This is a genomic window from Liquorilactobacillus ghanensis DSM 18630 (assembly GCF_001435235.1).
Lineage (GTDB): Bacteria > Bacillota > Bacilli > Lactobacillales > Lactobacillaceae > Liquorilactobacillus > Liquorilactobacillus ghanensis.
This window is the reverse complement of record NZ_AZGB01000015.1, coordinates 98,098-113,830: the sequence shown is the minus strand read 5'-3', so window position 1 is coordinate 113,830 and position 15,733 is coordinate 98,098. Positions and strand designations below refer to the sequence as shown.

17 protein-coding genes are annotated in these 15,733 nt (G+C 40.0%); all 17 read left to right on the top strand.

What is annotated here, in order from left to right:
- The first annotated feature begins 7 nt into the window (after positions 1-7).
- The 17 genes from fabF to FC89_RS04625 all read left to right on the top strand — a co-directional run bounded on the left by fabF (position 8) and on the right by FC89_RS04625 (position 15,726).
- Complete coding sequence (gene fabF / locus FC89_RS04705) at positions 8-1,243, top strand: beta-ketoacyl-ACP synthase II (RefSeq protein WP_057871393.1); 1,236 nt, start codon at positions 8-10, stop codon at positions 1,241-1,243.
- Position 1,244: 1 nt separating this feature from the next.
- Entirely contained in the window at positions 1,245-1,718 is a 474-nt protein-coding gene (gene accB, locus FC89_RS04700; protein WP_057871392.1) for an acetyl-CoA carboxylase biotin carboxyl carrier protein, read from the top strand.
- Positions 1,719-1,720: 2 nt separating this feature from the next.
- Positions 1,721-2,146, top strand: coding sequence for a 3-hydroxyacyl-ACP dehydratase FabZ (gene fabZ, locus FC89_RS04695; protein ID WP_057871391.1), 426 nt, complete (start codon positions 1,721-1,723; stop codon positions 2,144-2,146).
- Positions 2,147-2,161: 15 nt separating this feature from the next.
- Complete coding sequence (gene accC, locus FC89_RS04690) at positions 2,162-3,529, top strand: acetyl-CoA carboxylase biotin carboxylase subunit (protein WP_057871390.1); 1,368 nt, start codon at positions 2,162-2,164, stop codon at positions 3,527-3,529.
- Between the two features lies 1 nt (position 3,530).
- On the top strand, positions 3,531-4,388 hold the full coding sequence (gene accD, locus FC89_RS04685) for an acetyl-CoA carboxylase, carboxyltransferase subunit beta (RefSeq protein ID WP_057871389.1): 858 nt from the start codon (positions 3,531-3,533) through the stop codon (positions 4,386-4,388).
- Positions 4,381-5,169: a carboxyltransferase subunit alpha gene (gene accA, locus FC89_RS04680; protein ID WP_057871388.1), complete on the top strand. Its 789-nt coding sequence runs from the start codon at positions 4,381-4,383 to the stop codon at positions 5,167-5,169. The genes accD and accA overlap by 8 nt, the downstream gene beginning before the upstream one ends.
- Before the next feature lie 23 nt (positions 5,170-5,192).
- Positions 5,193-5,954, top strand: a complete 762-nt coding sequence (fabI, locus tag FC89_RS04675; protein WP_057871387.1) for an enoyl-ACP reductase FabI — start codon at positions 5,193-5,195, stop codon at positions 5,952-5,954.
- A 116-nt stretch (positions 5,955-6,070) separates the two neighbouring features.
- Positions 6,071-7,516 (top strand): glucose-6-phosphate dehydrogenase, encoded by a 1,446-nt coding sequence (zwf, locus tag FC89_RS04670; RefSeq protein ID WP_057871386.1) that lies wholly within the window; start codon positions 6,071-6,073, stop codon positions 7,514-7,516.
- A gap of 122 nt (positions 7,517-7,638) precedes the next feature.
- On the top strand, positions 7,639-8,322 hold the full coding sequence (locus FC89_RS04665) for a metal-dependent hydrolase (protein WP_057871385.1): 684 nt from the start codon (positions 7,639-7,641) through the stop codon (positions 8,320-8,322).
- Positions 8,323-8,334: 12 nt separating this feature from the next.
- Positions 8,335-9,294: a DHH family phosphoesterase gene (locus tag FC89_RS04660; RefSeq protein WP_057871384.1), complete on the top strand. Its 960-nt coding sequence runs from the start codon at positions 8,335-8,337 to the stop codon at positions 9,292-9,294.
- Positions 9,287-10,600 carry a DEAD/DEAH box helicase gene (locus FC89_RS04655; protein WP_057871383.1) on the top strand — a complete coding sequence of 438 codons (1,314 nt, stop codon included), beginning with the start codon at positions 9,287-9,289 and terminating at the stop codon, positions 10,598-10,600. The genes FC89_RS04660 and FC89_RS04655 overlap by 8 nt, the downstream gene beginning before the upstream one ends.
- 308 nt (positions 10,601-10,908) lie before the next feature.
- Complete coding sequence (alaS, locus tag FC89_RS04650; protein ID WP_057871382.1) at positions 10,909-13,554, top strand: alanine--tRNA ligase; 2,646 nt, start codon at positions 10,909-10,911, stop codon at positions 13,552-13,554.
- A 274-nt stretch (positions 13,555-13,828) separates the two neighbouring features.
- A complete protein-coding gene (locus FC89_RS04645; RefSeq protein WP_057871381.1) occupies positions 13,829-14,092 on the top strand; it encodes an IreB family regulatory phosphoprotein in 264 nt (87 codons plus the stop codon).
- Complete coding sequence (gene ruvX / locus FC89_RS04640; RefSeq protein ID WP_057871380.1) at positions 14,089-14,523, top strand: Holliday junction resolvase RuvX; 435 nt, start codon at positions 14,089-14,091, stop codon at positions 14,521-14,523. The genes FC89_RS04645 and ruvX overlap by 4 nt, the downstream gene beginning before the upstream one ends.
- Before the next feature lie 17 nt (positions 14,524-14,540).
- Positions 14,541-14,825: a DUF1292 domain-containing protein gene (locus tag FC89_RS04635; protein ID WP_057871379.1), complete on the top strand. Its 285-nt coding sequence runs from the start codon at positions 14,541-14,543 to the stop codon at positions 14,823-14,825.
- 125 nt (positions 14,826-14,950) lie between these two features.
- Positions 14,951-15,214, top strand: a complete 264-nt coding sequence (locus FC89_RS04630) for a cell division protein ZapA (protein WP_057871378.1) — start codon at positions 14,951-14,953, stop codon at positions 15,212-15,214.
- Positions 15,215-15,222: 8 nt separating this feature from the next.
- Positions 15,223-15,726 carry a CvpA family protein gene (locus tag FC89_RS04625; RefSeq protein WP_057871377.1) on the top strand — a complete coding sequence of 168 codons (504 nt, stop codon included), beginning with the start codon at positions 15,223-15,225 and terminating at the stop codon, positions 15,724-15,726.
- Positions 15,727-15,733: the final 7 nt, after the last annotated feature.

The following is a 15,733-nucleotide window of genomic DNA, read 5'->3' as shown; positions in this document are numbered from 1 at the left end:
GCTTTTAATGAGTAGAGTAGTAATTACCGGAATGGGTGCAGTCACTCCGGTTGGAAATGACACAGATAGTTTTTTGAACAATATTTTTGCAGGAAAAATTGGGATTGCACCAATTACTAAGTTTGATGCCAGTGAAACTGGAATAACTGTTGCTGCAGAAGTTAAAGATTTTGATGTTCAAAAAAGAGTTGGCAAAAAAGCTGCTCGTCGGATGGATTTATTTTCTCAGTATGCGGTTGATTCTGCTGTTGCTGCGGTGGAACAGGCGGGCATTAATGCAGACAATACGGATTCATATGATTTAGGTGTGATTTATGGTTCTGGAATTGGTGGTTTGACAACAATTCAAAACCAAGTTATTAAAATGTACACTAAAGGACCGGAACGGGTATCACCGATGTTTGTGCCAACTTCAATTGTCAATATGGCAGCTGGTAATATTGCGATGCGTTTCAAAGCTAAAAATATTTGTACGGCAATCGTTACAGCTTGTTCTTCTGGAACTAATGCGATTGGAGAAGCTTACCGTCAAATTAAAGAAAATCGTGCTCAAGTGATGCTGACTGGCGGGGCTGAGGCTTCAGTCAACGAGATCGGAATTGCAGGTTTTGCTGCTTTGACGGCTCTTTCCAAAGAAAGCGATCCAGCACGTGCTTCATTACCGTTTGACCAAGAGCGCTCAGGTTTTGTTATGGGTGAAGGAGCAGCTACCTTAGTACTTGAAAGTTGGGAACATGCACAAAAGCGTGGGGCCAAAATCCTTGGTGAAATTGTTGGTTACGGCAGTACATGTGATGCTTATCACATTACTGCTCCTGATCCTAGTGGTGAAGGTGCTGCACGCGCAATGCAGCAAGCCATTGCTGAAGCAGGAATTGAACCAGCTCAAGTTGGTTATATCAATGCTCATGGAACAGCTACTCATGCAAATGATGCTGGTGAAGCAAAGGCTATTAATTTAGTATTTGGAGCTGACAGTTCAGTAAAAGTCAGCAGCACTAAGAGTATGACTGGTCATCTACTAGGAGCTGCTGGAGCCATTGAAGCGGTTATTACTGCTGCTGCATTGGAGAAACAGGAGCTGCCGCCTAATGTTGGTTTAACCCAACAGGATCCTGATTGCCAAGTACAATTAGTTCGGGCTGATCATGGAGAGCCGGCTCAAGTTGAGTACGCAATTAGTAATTCCTTAGGTTTTGGCGGACATAATGCAGTATTGGCCTTTAAAAAATGGAGTGAGTAATTTGGATTTAAAAGATATCGAAAAACTAATTGCTGATTTTAATGAATCGCCAAGTCGTGAACTTGAGATCAAAATGGCAGATTTTCAATTACGTTTAAGCAAAAATGAGTTTTCAGGTAAATTGCTGCAGCAATTGCAGCAACAACCTGTACAAATGGCTAAACAATCTGAAGTAAACGCCAAACAGGCAACGACTGCTGTTAAAAATGTAGAGCAGACTAAAGATGAAACGGCTAAAAAAAATGTTATTAAAGCACCAATGGTTGGCAGTGTCTTTTTACAACCAGCACCTGGCAAGGAACCATATGTCAAAGTTGGCAGTCAGGTAGCTGTAGGAGATGTGGTTTGTGTCATTGAAGCGATGAAAGTAATGACAGAAATCAAAAGCAAACAAGCAGGTGTGATTAGCCGGGTATTGGTTAAAAATGAAGAGTTGATTGAATATGGTCAGCCTTTGTTTGAGTTGGAGGCATAATAATGGAACTGGATGTTACGCAGATTCAAAAAATTATTCCGCATCGTTATCCGATGCTGTTGATCGATCGCATTACTGAACTGGAGCCTGGTCAACGGGCAGTTGGTTTACGAAATGTGACTGCTCATGAAGAAGTTTTTAATGGTCATTTCCCGGGAAATCCGGTTATGCCAGGGGTTTTGATCATCGAAGCTTTAGCGCAGACTGGCGCAGTTGCGTTATTGTCGATGCCAGAATTTAAAGGGGAAACTGCTTATTTTGGTGGAATTAAAAATGCTAAATTTCGTAAAGTAGTTCGGCCTGGCGACACGTTGATATTGACCGTTGAATTAGAAAAAATCCGCAATCATGTTGGATTAGGGAAAGCCGTTGCAACCGTTGATGGCAAAAAAGCTTGTAGCGCAGAGCTAACTTTTATGATCGATTAAGGTAAGGTGGTTTAATTGTTTAACAAAGTCCTCGTAGCTAATCGAGGTGAAATTGCAGTTCGGATTATCCGTTCTTTAAAAGAATTGGGAATCAAGACAGTAGCTATTTATTCACAAGAAGACCAAGAAAGTCTTCATGTTCAGTTGGCTGATGAGGCTGTTTGTGTTGGACCGGCTAAACCGCAAGATTCTTATTTAAATATGCGCAATATTCTCAGCGCAGCGGTTGGAACTGGGGCTCAGGCGATTCATCCTGGCTTTGGGTTTTTATCTGAAAATAGCCGATTTGTTGAAATGTGTGAAGACTGTGGGATTACTTTTATTGGACCGCGCTCAGAAACTATCGATTTGATGGGAAACAAAGCCCATGCTCGTTCACAAATGCAAGCGAGCGGAGTGCCGGTAATTCCCGGAAGTGACGGTTTTGTCGCTGATGTGGCAGTTGCAAAAACAGTTGCTGAAAAGATTGGCTTTCCAATTTTATTGAAAGCGTCAGCTGGTGGCGGTGGTAAAGGAATTCGGCGTGTTGATCAACCTGATCAATTGGAAAAGGCTTTTGGTGAAGCACAACGAGAAGCACAAAATGCTTTTGGCGATGGTCGAATGTATGTAGAAAAAGTTATGGAAAATGTTAAGCATATTGAAGTGCAGATTTTACGCGACCACCAAGGAAATACTATTTATTTTCCAGAACGTGATTGTTCTTTACAGCGTGGCAAGCAAAAAGTGATTGAAGAAAGTCCATGTGAGATGATCACAGCCAAGCAACGACAGTTTTTGGGAGAAGTTGCTAAAAAAGCAGCAGATGCAATTGATTATGTTAATACTGGGACTTTAGAATTTTTAATGGATCGCCAGCATCATTTCTATTTCATGGAGATGAACACACGAATTCAGGTTGAACACACTGTTTCCGAGATGGTTACTGGAATTGATATTGTAAAGCAGCAAGTCAGAATTGCTGCTGGGGAACCACTGAAATATCAACAAAAAGATGTTATTTGCCATGGTCATGCAATTGAGTGCCGAATTAATGCCGAAGATCCAGCACACGATTTTCGCCCAGCCGTTGGCACAGTAAATTATTTGTACTTTCCGGTTGGTAATTTAGGAATGAGGATTGATTCAGCGTTGTATGCTGGAGCAAAGATCTCGCCATTTTATGATTCAATGATAGCTAAAGTGATCGCATTAGGTGAAAATCGAACGGCTGCAATTCAAAAAATTAAACGACTTTTAAATGAAATGATTATTAACGGTATTCAAACTAACCAAGATTTTCATTTGGCGTTGTTGAATGATCCAACATTTATTGCTGGTGATTTTACAACCGATTATCTTGAAAAGAAATTTTTACCGCAGTGGAAAAAGGAGACTGACTAAAATGCAGTTATTTGATGAGTTGAAAACGCTAGGTCAAAAACACATTAAAGCTGATAAAAAGGCCAGCCAAAAAGTTCCATCCGGTCTATGGCAGGCTTGTCCTAAATGTCACCAATCTTTTTATTATAAAGATTTGGGACAGTATAAGACATGTCCTAATTGCCATTATGGTTTTCGAATTACTGCCCGTGAACGACTTGGTTGGCTGACTGATCATTTTGAAGAAATGGATAGTGATCTAGCAACAACTGATCCGTTGAATTTTCCTAATTATGGGAAAAAGCTTGAAAAAGCACGGCATTTAACCAAATTGAATGATTCGGTTTTGACTGGGAAAGCATTGATCAATGAACAGCCGGTAATGCTGGGAATTATGGATCCGTATTTCATTATGGGCTCATTGGGTACAATTACTGGAGAAAAATTAACCCGATTATTCGAAAAAGCTTTGAAGGAAAAATTACCAGTGATTTTATGTACTGCTTCTGGTGGAGCGCGGATGCAAGAAGGAATTTTTTCTTTAATGCAAATGGCCAAGGTTTCAGCCGCAGTCAAACGCCATGCTGATGCGGGTTTATTATATATTGCTGTTTTGACAGACCCCACAACTGGCGGAGTAACAGCTAGTTTTGCAATGCAAGCAGATATTACTTTGGCTGAACCGCGTGCTTTGATTGGTTTTGCTGGGAAAAGAGTAATAGAACAGACTACTTTTCAGCGGATTCCTGATGATCTCCAAGATGCTGAATCAGTTCAACACCACGGCTTCGTTGATCAGATCGTACCGCGGGAAGATTTAAAGGAAAAATTAGCTTGGCTGCTTAAATTTCATCAGGTCAAGGAGGTAACTCATGGCTAGTTTATTAGATCGTAAAAAAACAGCAGCACAGGTAGTCGCTCTGGCCCGCAGCGATGAAAAAATTGCGGCGTCAGCTTTGCTGAAGGGAATTTTTACCGATTTTACGGAACTTCATGGTGACCAAGAGGGAGCTGACGACTCAGCTATCATCGGCGGCTTGGCTTATTTGGCTGAGCAACCGGTAACGGTGATTGCAACTAATAAAGGCCAGACTACCGAAGAAAAAATGCAGACACACTTTGGTTGTCCTGAACCGGCAGGCTACCGCAAGGCTTTACGGTTAGCCAAACAAGCGGCAAAATTCAACCGTCCGGTAATTTGTTTGGTCAACACAGCAGGGGCTTATCCCGGAAAATCAGCCGAAGAAAATGGTCAGGGAGAAGCGATCGCCCGTAATTTGTTGGAGCTGAGTACATTGCCGACACCAATCATTTCAATAATTTATGGTGAAGGTGGCAGTGGCGGTGCTTTGGCTCTAGCTTGTGGTGATCGGATCTGGATGCTGGAAAACAGCACTTATTCAGTTCTTTCTCCAGAAGGATTTGCAGCAATTTTATGGAAAGATAGCTCGCGGGCTGCCGAAGCCGCTGAAGTATTGCAATTGACACCAGAAAAATTATTGCAGCAGAAAGTAATTGAAGGAATTATTCCTGAAAGCCACTCACAGCGTCGCCTTTGCCGGGCAATCAGGAAAGTGATTATCGCAGAAATGGAACAACTGCAACGGCTAAAACCAGCAGAATTACTAGAACAACGGCATTTACGTTTTCGCAAGTTTTGATTTTGATGGAGGATTGACAATAAATGAGTAGTGATTTACTTAAAAATAAAAAGATTTTGGTTATGGGGGTTGCTAATAAGCGCAGTATTGCTTGGGGATGTGCCCAGGCAATGGCCGCTAATGGTGCTGAAGTAATTTATACTTATCAGAACGAAAGAATGAAAAAAAGCATTAAAAGATTAGTCGACGATGAAGAACACCTGATTGAATGTGATGTTGCCAGTGACGAAAGTTTGCAGACAGCTTTCACAACAATTGGTGAACGGTTTGGAAAAATTGATGGCTTGGTTCATGCAATTGCTTTTGCTAAAAAAGAAGAACTTGCAGGAGATATTATGAATACCTCACGTGCCGGTTATTCTTTGGCACAAGATATTTCTGCGTATTCTTTATTGGCAGTTGCTAAATATGCACAACCGCTTTTAAATAATCCAGCCAGCATCGTTACTTTGACATATTTTGGTTCAGAACGAGCAATTCCTAACTACAATGTTATGGGAGTAGCCAAAGCGGCTTTGGAAGCTAATGTACGTTATTTGGCACGTGATATGGCTAAATATGGTGTTCGGGTAAATGCAATTTCAGCTGGAGCAGTAAAAACTTTGGCGGTTACTGGTGTTAAAGGCCATGGCGAATTATTGAGAATGTCTGAGGAACGGACAGTTGACGGCAAGTCAGTTACAACTAAAGAAATCGGTAACACAGCTGCCTTTTTAGTTAGTGATTTAGCATCGGGCGTGGTTGGCGACACGATTTATGTTGATAAGGGAGTTCATTTGATCTAGTGTTGACCGGCTAATAATTTTATTCATGATACTTGTTAATTGTTGCTGATACAAGTAAACTTAGAGTTAGTATTAGCAAACAATTAAGAGAATAAATGAAAGTGGTGCAGCTAAAGATGAGTACAAAACAACAAGCACTCTTTATTATCTTTGGAGGAACTGGGGATTTAGCTAAGCGGAAGCTCTATCCGGCTTTATTTGCCCTCTATCAAAAAGGTATTATAAATGAACATTTTGCCGTAATAGGTACTGCGCGGCGTCCATGGACAGACCAGCATTTTCAAGCGGTTGTCCAAGAGTCATTGCCGGATGCTAAAGCAGCTGTGGCAAAGAAATTTGCTGCACATTTCTACTATCAATCACATAACGTAAACGATACAGAACATTATGTGACACTTAAGAAATTAGCGCAAAATTTAGATGAAAAATATCAAATTGGTGGAAATCGCTTATTTTACTTAGCAATGTCACCACGCTTTTTCGGAACGATCGCACAGCATTTGAAATCACAAGCAATTGTGACGGCTGACGGTTATAATCGGGTAATTATTGAAAAACCTTTTGGACATGATTACGCAAGTGCAGCTGAGTTGAATCAGTCAATCAGTAAATATTTTAGTGAAGACGATGTTTTTCGAATTGATCATTATTTAGGTAAAGAAATGGTTCAAAACATTTTAGCAATTAGATTTGGCAATAATATTTTTAATTCTCTTTGGAATAATCGTTATATTGATAATTTACAGATTACACTGAGTGAGTCTTTAGGAGTAGAGGAGCGAGCTGGCTACTATGAAACGGCTGGTGCTTTGCGTGATATGGTCCAAAATCATATTTTGCAGATCGTTTCTTTACTAACAATGAAAATGCCGACAACTTACAGTGAAACTGATATTCGTCGTGAAAAAATTTGTGCTCTTAAGTCACTTAAAGTTTATCAACCGCAAGAAGTTGCAACAAATTTTGTTCGAGCTCAGTATCAAGCAGCAGCTGGTTTAAAGGGATATCGTCAAGAAGATCAGATTGCACCTGATTCGCAAACAGAAACATTTGTGGCAGGAAAGTTACTAGTTGCTAGTGAAAACTTTGCCGGTGTTCCAATTTACATTCGTACTGGTAAACGTTTGCGACAAAAAGCGACGCGAATTGATGTTGTCTTTAAAACAGTCCCAGGGGATATCTTTGCTAAACAGGACTTGGCTGATAATATTTTGACAATTGAGGTTGAGCCTGAAGGTAAAGTTAGTTTGCAACTTAATGTTAAAAAAATCGGTCAGGGTTACCAGTTGCAGGAACAACAATTGGATTTGTCACCAGAAAATCGAAACGGTGAACAGATTCCGGAAGCATATGAAAAATTGCTACTGGATGCCTTGATGGGGGATGCAACAAACTTTACCCACTGGGAAGAAGTTGCTTATTCGTGGAAATTTGTTGACGCAATTCGGCAGGCTTGGGATCAAAGTCAGCAACCATTAGCCGAATATCCTTGTGGATCGATGGGTCCTAAACAAGCTGATGAATTATTAACCAAGGATCATCGGCATTGGATTTATAAATAATATTAGCAGAAACTGCGACTCTTTAATCGCAGCTTCTTTTTTTTCAGTACACTTCTTTTTGTAATTAGTTACAAACATCAGTATACTAGACTATATAAGTAATCTAGAGAGTAGGTGCATTAATGAAAGGAATTTGGCACGGACATGCAGTATTAGAGTTTATTACAGAAAATGGTAAAAAAATTTTAGTGGATCCATTTATTACTGGTAATCCAACAACTGATTTAGCGGTTGCGGATTGTCATCCAGATTATATCTTATTGACTCATGCTCACGCTGATCATGTTGGAGATACAATTAAGATTGCACAGCAAAGTCAGGCTGTGGTAGTTGCAATTGTTGAGTTGGCCAGTTATTTGCAACAGCAGGGATTAAAAACGATCGGTATCAATTACGGTGGAAGCGTGGCGACTGATTTTGGTAGTTTCAAAATGGTGCCGGCATGGCATACATCAGCTTTGCCACAGTCAGATGGAAGTGCGTTACCACTTGGAGCTGCTGCAGGATTTGAATTACATTTAGATCATAAAGTAGTTTACGTGGCTGGTGATACTTGCTTGTTCTCTGATATGAAATTAATTAATTACGGACATGGTGTTGATTTGGCTTGTTTGCCAATTGGTGGTCACTTTACGATGGGACCGCAAGATGCACTGCTGGCAGCGGAGTTCGTGAAAGCTAAGCAGGTATTGCCGACGCATTTTAATACTTTCCCGCAAATTAAGCAAGATGTACATGCCTTTTTACAGCAATTACCCGCAAATTCCGGCTTGGATGTCAAGGCTGGAGAAACTTTTGAATTTTAAGGAGCAATCAGATTGGCTATTGAACAAGAAATTTTTAAAAAGATTGCAGAATTTTCAACAATTATTATCCATCGTCATCAACGACCGGATCCGGATGCTTATGGATCCCAAGGTGGCTTGGCAGAAATTTTGCAGACAGCTTTTCCTGAAAAAAAGATTTATGCAGTCGGAGAAAATATTCATGGTTTAAGCTGGATCAATCAGCCAGTTGAAATTGATTCGAAGCTTTACCAAAATGCATTGGTAATTGTGACGGACACTGCTAACCAACCACGAATCGATGGAAAACACTTCAATGAAGGAAAATTTTTGATTAAAATTGATCATCATCCGAATGAAGATCCGTATGGTGATTTATGCTGGGTCAACGCTAATGCTTCAAGCTGTTCAGAGATGATTGTGGATTTTGTAAATGCGATTCAAGAACTACAGCTAACGGCAGCAGCAGCTAGAATGTTATATGCTGGAATTATCGGTGATACCGGTCGTTTTATGTACGATGCGACTACTCCGCATACAATGCGGGTAACAGCGCAACTAATGGAATACGATTTTGATCAAGCGGCTGTTAATCGAAAGATGGATAATATTTCTTTGCCGGTTGCTCGGTTAGCTGCCTATGTTTATCAAAATTTGCAGATTACCGATCATCACGCGGCATATATTGTTTTGAAGCGGGAAACCATGGAAAAGTTTGCTTTAAAAGATGCGGGAACTGCACCAATTGTGCCATTACCGGGGAAAATTATTGGAATTAAATGCTGGACAATAATTGTCCAACAAAAAGATCATAGTTTTCGTTTGCGGATTCGTTCTAAAGGGCCAATTATTAATGAATTGGCTAAGGAATATCATGGTGGTGGTCATCCTTTAGCCAGTGGGGCTGTAATGGCTGATGAAAGCGAAATTCCCGCTTATATTAAGAAACTTGATGCAATTGCAGCAGGTTATACAGGAGAAGAGAATGACTGAAAGCTTTACACAGTATAATTTCCAACCGTTTATTCAAACGGCATTAAAAAAAATTGATTTTAAACAACCAACACCTGTTCAGCAGCGGTTGATCCCGTTGATTATCAAGGGAAAAAACGTAGTTGGGCAAGCTGAAACCGGTAGCGGTAAAACACATGCTTTTTTGTTACCGATCGTCAATGTGCTGGATTCGAAATTAAAAGCAGTTCAAGCAGTAATAACGACACCTAGTCGTGAATTAGCCTATCAAATTTATGAAGCTGCACGTCAATTATTGGAATTGCAGCCGGATTTAAAGGTACACAATTATGTTGGCGGAACTGATAAGCAGCGGCAAATTGAAAAATTAGAGCATCATCAGCCGCAGCTGGTGATCGGGACTCCAGGGAGAGTTCATGATCTGATTAAAGAACATGCACTTGATTTGCACCGGGTGCGTCATTTTGTTGTTGATGAAGCTGACATGACGCTTGATATGGGTTTCTTAAAAGATGTTGATGCAATCGCTTCGGCAATGCCAGAAGAATTGCAGCTAATGGTTTTTTCGGCAACTATACCAGCTAAATTACAGCCTTTTTTACGCAAGTATCTTAGTTCACCGGAAATCGTAAAAATTTCAAATGGAACAGTTATTAGTCCGACAATTGCTAACTGGCTGGTTTCAACCAAAGGAAAAAGTCGCAATGAATTGATTTATAAATTGTTGACGATTGGTGAACCGTATTTAGCCTTGGTTTTTGCTAACACTAAGGCACGAGTTGATGAGTTAACTGATTTTTTGCGCAGTCAAGGTTTGCGCGTAGCTAAGTTGCATGGTGATTTAACACCACGGGAAAGAAAGCAAACCATGCGGGCAATTCAGAATTTGGATTATCAATTTGTAGTAGCTACTGATTTAGCTGCTCGGGGAATTGATATAAAGGGAATTTCACTAGTTATTAACGATGAAATCCCACGAGAACTTGAATTCTTTATCCATCGAGTTGGCCGGACGGGCCGTAATGGTTTAAGCGGAACGGCAATCACGCTGTATTCACCAGCTGATGATGCGCAAATTACAGAACTTGAAAAAATGGGAATTGCTTTTCAGCCTAAAGCTTTTCGTGATGGTGAATTAGTAGATACCTATCAGCGTGATCGTCGTGTTCGGCGTCAGAAACGGCGAGAATCGTTGGATCCTAAATTGCGTGGCTTAGTAAAAAAAGAACAGAAAAAGCGTAAACCTGGTTATCGTAAAAAAATTCAGCGAGCAATTGTCCAAGAAGAACAACGCAAACGCAAGTTGGATCATAAGCGGCACCATTAACCTTAAACAGTTAAAAAAGATTATAGTTATCCAAGAAATAGTGTGGTATACTAACTGAGGATTAAAACAAAAGAGCTTAATTATATCAGGATATGCTGTTAGATAAAGACTGTTTTAGAGAAGCCGGTTGGTGAAAAAGGCGCAGGATCTGTTTAGCAGTGCTCCCTGATTATGAACGCTGCTTTGCGTTATCGGGCAATTTTAAAGAGGTTAACGAAACAAACATCGTTGCAAACAAGGTGGTACCGCGCAGATTGCGTCCTTGCTGGCAGCGGTGTTTTTATGTTTAAAAAGGAGAGATATCAGTAATGAAGGAACTTACCAGTAGTCAAATTCGGCAAATGTATCTGGATTTTTTCAAAAGCAAAGGGCATGAAGTAATGCCAAGCGCTTCATTGATTCCCCATGATGATCCAACACTATTATGGATCAACTCCGGTGTAGCAACCATGAAGAAGTTTTTTGATGGGAGTGTTGTTCCCAAGAATCCACGAATTACCAGTTCACAAAAAAGTATTCGGACTAATGATATTGAAAATGTCGGTCATACAGCCCGTCACCATACCTTGTTTGAGATGTTGGGGAACTTTTCAGTTGGCGACTATTTTAAAGAAGAAGCAATTACTTGGGCTTGGGAGTTACTAACCAGCCCGAAATGGTTTGGGATGGATCCGGAACGCTTATATGTTACAGTTTATCCCAAAGATACTGAAGCAAAACGAATTTGGCATGAAGAAGCCGGCTTAGCATTGGATCATATTGTTGAAGTTGAAGACAACTTTTGGGATATAGGTCAAGGACCAAGCGGACCGGATTCAGAGATTTTTTATGATCGTGGTCAAGAATTTAATAATTTGGCAGATGATGACCCAGAAAATTATCCTGGTGGGGAAAATGAACGCTATTTGGAAATTTGGAATATCGTCTTTTCTGAATTTAATCATAAACCAGACGATACGTATGAACCATTGCCGCATAAAAACATTGATACCGGCATGGGCTTAGAGCGGGTCGTTTCTGTTTTCCAACATGCTAAAACTAATTTTGAAACGGATTTGTTCTTACCTCTGATCAAGGCTACTGAAAAGAAGAGTGGACAGCATCATTATGGTGATTCAACCGAGACAGATGTTAGTTTTAAAGTTATTGCTGACCATATTCGAGCTGTAACGTTTGCTATTGGTGATGGTGCTTTGCCTTCAAATGAAGGACGTGGCTATGTTATTCGTCGTTTGATTCGGCGAGCAGTAATGCATGGACGACAACTGGGAATTGACCATGCTTTCTTATATCAACTAGTTCCAGTTGTTGGCAAGATTATGGAATCTTATTATCCGGAAGTCTTGGAACAAGCGGATTATATTGCCAAAGTTGTGCGAATGGAAGAAGATCGTTTCAACGAAACTTTGCAAGATGGCTTGCAGTTATTGAACGAAAATATTAAAAAAGCGAAACAAGATGATGCCAAACAATTAACTGGCAAATCGGTTTTCAAGTTATACGACACTTATGGTTTCCCATTGGAATTGACTAAGGAAATTGCGACAGACCAAGGCTTGGAAATTGATCAGACCGGATTTGATTTAGAAATGAAGCAACAAAAAGAACGGGCCCGTTCAGCACGCAGTAATGCTAAATCAATGGGTGTACAAAAGAGTTTGTTGGTAGACATTAAAACACCCAGCAAGTATGTTGGTTATGAAAAATTGACGGTAACAGCTGTTTTGAAAAACATTGTGGCAAGTGAAAAGCAGGTCGATCAAGTAGCTAGCGGCAAGGCTGAATTAATTTTTGATCAAACGCCATTTTATGCCGAAATGGGTGGACAAGTAGCTGATCGTGGTGTCATTAAAGACGATCAAGGTAAAGTCGTTGCTCAAGTAATTGATGTCCAACATGCACCTAATGGTCAAAATTTGCATACGGTTGAAGTATTAGCACCATTAACAACTGCAACTACGTATGAATTAGCGGTTGATCAGGATTTTCATAATAAAGTTCGCAAAAATCATACAGCAACTCATTTACTGGATCAGGCTTTGCGAGATGTATTGGGCAGCCATACACATCAAGCTGGATCATTAGTTGAACCAGATTATTTACGATTTGATTTTACGAATCTTGGTTCAGTTACAGCTGATGATCTCAAAAAAGTCGAAAAAATTGTTAATGATAAAATTTGGCAGGCATTACCGGTTAAAACGGTGATTACAGATATTGAAGCGGCCAAAAAAATGGGAGCAATTGCACTGTTTACTGAAAAATATGGCAAAGTTGTTCGCGTGGTTAAAGTTGGCGATTATTCGACAGAATTTTGCGGTGGCAATCATGTTGACAATACCAGTGAACTAGGTTTATTTAAGATTACCTCTGAGTCAGGAGTTGGTGCCGGCGTTCGGCGGATTGAAGCAGTAACCTCCAAAGAAGCGTTTGAGTATTTGGATCAGCATAATCAGTTGCTGCAGCAGACAGCTCAACAATTAAAATTGACACAGTTGAAAGAATTGCCACATCGAATAGCTCAAATGACTGATGAAATTCGTGATTTGAAACAAAAAGCGGCAGCATTAGAAGGAAAATTAGCACAACAACAAACTGCTGATATCTTTCATCAGCCGGTAACTGTTAACCAGCATACGCTGGTAGCAGCTCAAGTCGAGGTTGCCGGAATGCAGCAGTTGCGAGCATTAGCTGACCAATGGAAAGTCCAAAATTCATCAGATGTTTTAGTTTTGGCAGCTAAACCGGCTGAAAATAAAGTTAATTTGATTGCGGCAGTTTCACCAGCTGGCATTAAGGCTGGTATTAAGGCTGGCGATTTAATTAAGACAATCGCTCCATTAGTTGGTGGCGGTGGCGGCGGTCGACCTGATTTAGCACAAGCTGGTGGCAAAAATCCAGCTGGTATTCAAGCTGCTTTAGCAGCAGCTAAACAATGGCTGGCAGAACGTTAAAATTTAAAATTATCAATACGGGTCAAGAATTTTCAAAGCTGATCCGTATTTTATTAATTAATGATTAAAAATTAATTAATTGAATCCGATAAGTATTATTAACTTGAATGAAATTGCGTATTTTACTATCAGAGTGAAAATAGCGGAATTTTGGTGTAATTGTTTTAACAATTCTGTTACGGATAGGTTACAAGCATGTTTTTTGATTGTGACGTTCTTTTTTCTCTAGTAGAATGAACCATAGGAGTTGTGATGCAAAGCGGAGGTGCTTGCGATGAGTTCGTTAGATAAGACAATGTATTTTTCTTTTGAAGATGGTGATCGAAAAGATATTCGTGATACGCTGGAAACGGTCTACCATGCATTGGAAGAAAAAGGATATAATCCCATTAATCAAATAGTTGGCTACTTGCTTTCAGGCGACCCGGCTTATATTCCAAGATTAAATGATGCCCGGAACTTGATTCGGAAACACGAACGTGATGAGATTGTGGAAGAATTAGTGCGGTACTATTTGAATAAGGAGGAAAACAAGTGAACCGATTGATGGGGCTAGATGTCGGTTCTAAAACGGTTGGAATCGCTGTGAGTGATTTGCTGGGTTGGACTGCTCAAGGAGTTGAAATTATTCCGATCAATGAGGATGCAGGCCAATTTGGAATAGATCGAGTGGCTGAACTGGTAGAACGGTACCAAGTTGGCGGCTTTGTATTGGGATTGCCTAAAAATATGAATAACACTTCAGGTCCACGGGTGGCAGCAGCTAAGAATTATGGCGAGCTGTTGGAAAAGCAGTTTCATTTACCGATTGATTATCAAGATGAGCGATTGACAACTGTGGAAGCTGAACGAATGCTGGTTGAACAGGCAGATACTTCACGCCGAAAACGCAAAAAAGTGATTGATAAAGTAGCCGCTGGATTGATCCTACAGAGTTATTTGGATCGTCATGGACGTCTGCTACAATAAAAAAGTGAGGACTATTTATGAAAGAAACAGATGATTTAATTACTTTGGTTGATGATCAAGGCAACGAAACACTTTACCAAATCTTATTTACTTTTGAGTCGGATGACTATGGAAAATCCTATATTTTATTGATACCGGCTGACTCGCAACCAGAAGAACAAGTAGATGTTCTGGCATTTTCATATGACCCTGATGAAGGCTCAGCCAATGAGGCTCAACTACATGATATTGAAAATGATGATGAATGGGATATGGTCGAAGGTGTACTTGATACTTTCCTAAATGATGAAAAATTGCAATAAATGATTCGACAATTTTGATTAAAGCTGGGATGATTCCCAGCTTTTTTATTAAAATTTATGATACTTTGACTCAAATAATAGCAGATTATGCTAAAATTGGTTAATATGAAAGGAGAGAGATCTTAATGGCGGAAGGGAAGAAACGCTTTAAGGCCCGCATCAACGGTAAAAATTACGTGATTGTCGGTGACAGTACTCCGGAGCATATGAAGGCAGTTGTTAAGTTGGTTAATCAGCAACTAGATGAAATTAAAGAAATGCTGCCAACGATCAGTGATGAAAGGGCAGCCATTTTGTTGGCAGTCAACGCAGTTTCTGATCAATTATATAAAGCAGCAGAATTAAAAGAAACCAAGCAGGAAAATGAACATTCGAACAAAACAGAGTAGGTGAGTCAATGCTGATTTCGATTTTAATTGCAGCTATTTTGGTAATCGCTTATTTTAGAGGAGCTGCTCGCGGATTGATTCAGATGATATTAGATCTGTTGTCCGGAGCTGTGCTGATTTGGTTAGCAAGCTGGTTGGCACCGGTATTGGGAAAATTACTTCAGCCATTTTTAACAAGTATTTTCACTAAAACTGATTTTCCGTTAACAAACCAATTGGGATATTGGTTGGCATATGTTTTGATTTTGTTGATTGGCGGTATGATCGTCAGTCGGCTGTTTCGAATTTTTTCAATTTTTACACGAGTGACTAAATTGCCGATAATTCATGGATTGAATGCCATCTCAGGCGGAATATTGGCAGTTATTTTTACTATTGTATTGATTTTTATTGGACTGAAGTTACTAACAGCTTGGCCAAACGTTTCCTTGCATCAAGCAATTAATAATTCATCGGTTGCTCAATTGATTTTGCAACGGCTGCCGGAGCTGACCAGCAGTTTTTTTAATTAGTATAAGA

Bases quoted from the DNA above. Each gene is read 5' to 3' on its own strand.
- fabF (WP_057871393.1), top strand. From the start codon at position 8: ATGAGTAGAGTAGTAATTACCGGAATGGGTGCAGTCACTCCGGTTGGA.
- fabZ (WP_057871391.1), top strand. From the start codon at position 1,721: ATGGAACTGGATGTTACGCAGATTCAAAAAATTATTCCGCATCGTTAT.
- accD (WP_057871389.1), top strand. From the start codon at position 3,531: ATGCAGTTATTTGATGAGTTGAAAACGCTAGGTCAAAAACACATTAAA.
- accA (WP_057871388.1), top strand. From the start codon at position 4,381: ATGGCTAGTTTATTAGATCGTAAAAAAACAGCAGCACAGGTAGTCGCT.
- fabI (WP_057871387.1), top strand. From the start codon at position 5,193: ATGAGTAGTGATTTACTTAAAAATAAAAAGATTTTGGTTATGGGGGTT.
- zwf (WP_057871386.1), top strand. From the start codon at position 6,071: ATGAGTACAAAACAACAAGCACTCTTTATTATCTTTGGAGGAACTGGG.
- FC89_RS04665 (WP_057871385.1), top strand. From the start codon at position 7,639: ATGAAAGGAATTTGGCACGGACATGCAGTATTAGAGTTTATTACAGAA.
- FC89_RS04655 (WP_057871383.1), top strand. From the start codon at position 9,287: ATGACTGAAAGCTTTACACAGTATAATTTCCAACCGTTTATTCAAACG.
- alaS (WP_057871382.1), top strand. From the start codon at position 10,909: ATGAAGGAACTTACCAGTAGTCAAATTCGGCAAATGTATCTGGATTTT.
- FC89_RS04645 (WP_057871381.1), top strand. From the start codon at position 13,829: ATGAGTTCGTTAGATAAGACAATGTATTTTTCTTTTGAAGATGGTGAT.
- FC89_RS04635 (WP_057871379.1), top strand. From the start codon at position 14,541: ATGAAAGAAACAGATGATTTAATTACTTTGGTTGATGATCAAGGCAAC.
- FC89_RS04630 (WP_057871378.1), top strand. From the start codon at position 14,951: ATGGCGGAAGGGAAGAAACGCTTTAAGGCCCGCATCAACGGTAAAAAT.
- FC89_RS04625 (WP_057871377.1), top strand. From the start codon at position 15,223: ATGCTGATTTCGATTTTAATTGCAGCTATTTTGGTAATCGCTTATTTT.